The 4,452-nt window shown below is 42.1% G+C and carries 4 protein-coding genes; all 4 read right to left on the reverse strand.

The genetic code is table 11. The annotated features are described in order from the left end of the window. Positions 1-96: 96 nt before the first annotated feature. Complete coding sequence (locus tag R1Y93_RS02735; RefSeq protein WP_500821547.1) at positions 97-3,153, reverse strand: MSCRAMM family protein; 3,057 nt, start codon at positions 3,151-3,153, stop codon at positions 97-99. Beyond that, the gene (locus R1Y93_RS02740) at positions 3,146-3,790 is read right to left on the reverse strand and encodes a hypothetical protein (RefSeq protein ID WP_500821548.1); all 645 of its coding nucleotides are present in this window, start codon (positions 3,788-3,790) and stop codon (positions 3,146-3,148) included. Before R1Y93_RS02740 ends, R1Y93_RS02735 begins: the two co-directional genes overlap by 8 nt. Then, entirely contained in the window at positions 3,784-4,275 is a 492-nt protein-coding gene (locus R1Y93_RS02745; protein ID WP_500821549.1) for a signal peptidase I, read from the reverse strand. The genes R1Y93_RS02740 and R1Y93_RS02745 overlap by 7 nt, the downstream gene beginning before the upstream one ends. Next, positions 4,272-4,452: hypothetical protein (locus R1Y93_RS02750; RefSeq protein ID WP_500821550.1), on the reverse strand; the 181-nt coding region annotated here is incomplete at its 5' end. The genes R1Y93_RS02750 and R1Y93_RS02745, both read right to left, overlap by 4 nt.

Below are 4,452 nucleotides of genomic sequence, written 5' to 3' on the forward strand. Positions count from 1 at the left end.
AGGTGGAATTTACTTTTTCAATTCACCTATTTTTTTATGCCTGACACGCATATTTTTACCTGGCACATTTATTTTTGTCCGGCACCACTTATTTTTTCACTTGGCCGGAACGATCACATTTCTTACAAAATCCGTGTGACTTAAGTATTCATCCGTTACTTTTTTATTCACAAATTCCGCTTCTCCGTCCTGATTCCCAGACAGTTGAAAGTCTACACAGCCATCTGCAGTTATACTCCCATTTTTCACATTTCGTATTTCTTCCAGCATATATCTGGCCGTTTTTTCTTCAAAGGCCCGATACTGCCCGGCTGGCACCTGAAAACTTATCATTACAGAATATTCTTTTTTCTCCTGGATCCCAACTTCAGGAAAACGTACTTCTTTGAACAGAGTATATGATTCCCCATCCAGATCCTGGCCTGCGACTCCCAGAAAGAAACATGGTGTTCCATGTGCCTGTACGATTTCCTCACTATGAATGGTCTTTTGCAGTTTTATAGTTACATACTTTACATTCATAATCCTGAAGGACTGAAGCTGATCACTTGCTTCTATCTGGCAGGTTACTGGTTTTCCTTTTTTATACCCTGTAGGTGCTTCCAGCTCTGTCAAAGTGTAAAGGCCTTTCGGTATCCGATTGATCCTGTAAGGTTTTTCACCGGAAATCCATGTTTCAACTACTGTTCCTTTATCATCTGTCAGTTGAAGTTTTGCACCTGAAATCGGCTGTCCGGTACTTTTATCAACTTTTAGGAATTCAGCTTTAATACAGGAATTTTCTACCAGGATCATATGATCCTTCTCCCCCTGGCACAGCCCTTTTTCATCAATCACAAATTCTCCGGATATCAGGTCTCCGGCATAGCCTTCCGGTATGTTGGTTTCCTGATAACAATAGGTGCCAGGAATATATCCACTTAAGAGTATAAGCCCCTGGGAATCTGTAAAAAGCTTCTGTCCTGTTTCCTTTCCACTATCTTTATTCCAAACCATAAATCCTACGCCCTGTAATGGTGTATACTCATTTTCCCCTTCCAGACGCTCAGATACTTTTTTCAGATATACTGTGGTCGGACTATTAATAAATACAGCTTCTGACGGCTGGCTTTCATACCCGGTGCTTTTCACTTCTACAATCTGGGGAACCGGATCCGTACAATAACCTGCTGGTGGATTTATCTCAGACACCGTATATTTTCCGGCATATAATGGATCTGAAACCCCTTTCCCGGATGTCAGAGTAAGCTGCTGCACTATCGTCCCCTCCTCCAGAAGTAAAGCTCCTGCCGGAGAATAAATATTTTCAGCAGACCGGATCTCAAACACGGCTCCAGGAAGTTCTTTCCCAGCAGCATCCGTTTTACGGATATGGATTTTTCCTTTTCCCAATTCTTTTAAAGTAGTATATACCGGCTGAGAAACAGCTGTCTTCGCCTGCGCATCTGTTTTGTGACAGCTTGTAACTGATGCACTATTGGAAATCCGGTAAACCAGATAATTACCTTCTGCTGTAGGTTGAAGCTGACTTGTATCCATCCTGACCCGTATCTTAAAAATATATGTGGATCCATAAAAGTCGCTATTGGATAAGTGTACAGACTGAAAGGTAATAGCCTGACCTTCTGTAGAAACCTGGAACCATCCGGTTACATCTTCCCCTGTTTCTCCTTTGATCACCTGTACTGCTCCATCATAAACAGCTCCCACCGGAAGCATATCCGCAATAGTATATTGGTTATAATAGTAGGCAGGTGCCTCTACAGGAACATGGTTTGTCAAATAATAATAAAATGAATCGCCTGCTGCTCCAACCAGATTTTCTGTTTTTCCAGCCAGTTCTGCCAGGCTTACCTCCGTATTGCTAACATATTTGTAAATCTTCTGAGGATTCTCTCTTGCACCATAAGATTCTCCATCCCAGGCAAGCAGTCCCATATCCACTCCTGTATCCTCAGGAAATTTTCCGGTACTGTACTGTGCATATTTCTCCCTGCTGGATTCTGCCGGCCTGCGTCCCTGCTTGGAGTTACCTGCGGTTGCGATCAGCAGATTCAATTTGGAGCAATCCTTCAGTTCCCAATATACAGTACCATCCATCCAATTTCCCGTTTTTCCATGATAATCTGTATTCTGAGCAGCATTCACCATCTGGTATGTCTGATTAAACCTGGAAAAATCATTCTGATAGTAAGCAGAACAGCTTTTCATTGCATATCGTCCTGCCAAGGTACCATCCAGGAGACGGATTCCGAATCTCTGGCCTGCATCAATATCCAGCCAGCGAAAACTGTAATCCCCCTTTACCGGTATACTTGTTCCATGTTTCAGAATCTCTATCCGGATATTCTGGTCAGCTCCGCCAAATGCAAAACATAAGCCATATTTTTTCCAGAATCCAAAAGCAGGATAAATTCCCGATACTCCATTTCCATTATCATCCAGCACATAATCCTTATATCCTGTAACTGTAAAACGCATATCCAATCCGCAGTTCATTTCACTGTTAAACCCTACATTCTGCACGAGAAATCCATACTTCCCCGCTGCGTTCATATTCCTGGGGACAAAATAGATCACACCTCCCACTTCCAGATATGCAACATCATTTCCTGCATTATTAAAAGGAACAAATACAAATTTCTTTCTGTTATTGGAATCTCCCAGAAGATTATAGTTTCCCTTATAAACTTCACTGCCAGCAGTGACAAGCCTGTATTCAGATCCGGATGAAGTGATGGCTTTCCCTTCTGTTACTGCAGTTATTTCATTTTTCAAATCCGGATCAGCAAGTTGATCCTCTATATTCTCCCGGATCTCTCCATTCTGATCAGAAAACTCTTCATCTGCTTCCTGCTGGTTAAGTAAATCCGTTTCTTCCATAACATCTTCCACGTCTTCAATTTCTTCAGGTATTTCAGCAGCAGTTTCAGGATCAGATGCTAAATCATCCCCTCTATTTTCGGACAAACTTTCATCAACATCCTGGATTTCCCAATTCTGATAAGATTCTTCCAGTTCCTGGCCGCTTTGCTCATTCCGGCTTTCGGTATTTTCCGCCTGTACATATCCAAGACCACTTCCTGCCAAAAGCAAGACAGCCACCATACCTGCAAGCAGACGTATCCTGCCTTTCTTTTTCTTATTATACATACGACTCCCCTTTCTGGTCTGTCTGCTCCTGTTTCAAAAATTCCTGATAGATCAACGACAGGCTTTTTCCCTCCACATTTGTCTGAATCACCTGAGCTTTTACCTGAACCTTAAGCAGCTCATCTCCTTTCAGATCTCCTTCCAGATAATTCACCGCACGAATATTTCTGAATAAAGGCTCCGTCTTTTCTCCTGGCTTTAATATTTCCGGATATCCATAAACATAGACCTGCTGATCTTCTTGTTCTTCCTGCCTCACCAGTTCCCAGCCTTTTTCTGCTTCAAAGGTAAATACCGCTCTTGATTCCTTGTTCATTTTCATCTTTGTATCGTCATTAACAACAGCTATCTCTCTTTTCGGTATACAGATTTCCAAAAACGCATATTCATCATTTAACCCCGTATTTTTCACAATCGGATCCTTTTGGGTACTTTCACCAGGATGTAAATATATTTTCTTTTCCGGATTCCAGTGGGGTTCCTCTAATACAGCTTTTATGTTTCCTACAGTGATCACATTCTGCACCTCTCCAACCGCATCTTTTAAATAAGCTGCTGATGTGCCTCCTGCGATCAGACAGGTTCCCATCCCCACTGCTGCCAAAATCTTATACTTTTTTCTGTTCACCTTCAGCATTTATGTTTCTGCTTCTCCTTTCTTTTCAAAAACAGACAGATCCCTTCTGCCAATACCAGAAGAATTATCAATGTCACCATCCCGTATTTTGTCTTAAAAAACAAGATCCCATATCCCACTACAGGTATACACCCTTTGACGATTCCCTGGATCTGCTCTTCTTTTACCGGGCATGCATCCTGAATTTCATTTCTGTCCCCTTTTGTAAACAGCACCTTCCTTTTTTCGTCAATCCTTACCACCCGGTGGGTGACCGTACCTTCCTTCTGCCCTATCCGGTATGTGATCACATCCTTTGGTCTGATCCTGGAAAAGGAAATTTTTCTCACATAGATCACAGCGCCTTTTGGAATTTCAGGCTCCATACTTCCGGAAATCACCGTATAACATTGCATTCCTAAAAGCACAGGAACAACCATCATAAACACGCCCAGACAGAATACCCCCTCTGTCATTCTCACCAGCCAGGATCTAACGCCTTTCATTTTTCCGGATTTCCTTTCTTAAATTCAGCTGCCTTCTTTTTGTATATCGCTATCATACTGATTCCAATTACCAGAAGACATAAATTGGCTGATATTTTTGAACTGTCATCTGTTTTAGGGCTGATTCTGGCTGACATACCCATTTTGGTACCAGCATTGCCATATGATGAAGGATCT

This window comes from Blautia sp. HA3515, from assembly GCF_059933065.1.

Coding starts and splice junctions, on each gene's coding strand:
- R1Y93_RS02735 (WP_500821547.1), bottom strand. CDS start 3,153: ATGTATAATAAGAAAAAGAAAGGCAGGATACGTCTGCTTGCAGGTATG.
- R1Y93_RS02740 (WP_500821548.1), bottom strand. CDS start 3,790: ATGCTGAAGGTGAACAGAAAAAAGTATAAGATTTTGGCAGCAGTGGGG.
- R1Y93_RS02745 (WP_500821549.1), bottom strand. CDS start 4,275: ATGAAAGGCGTTAGATCCTGGCTGGTGAGAATGACAGAGGGGGTATTC.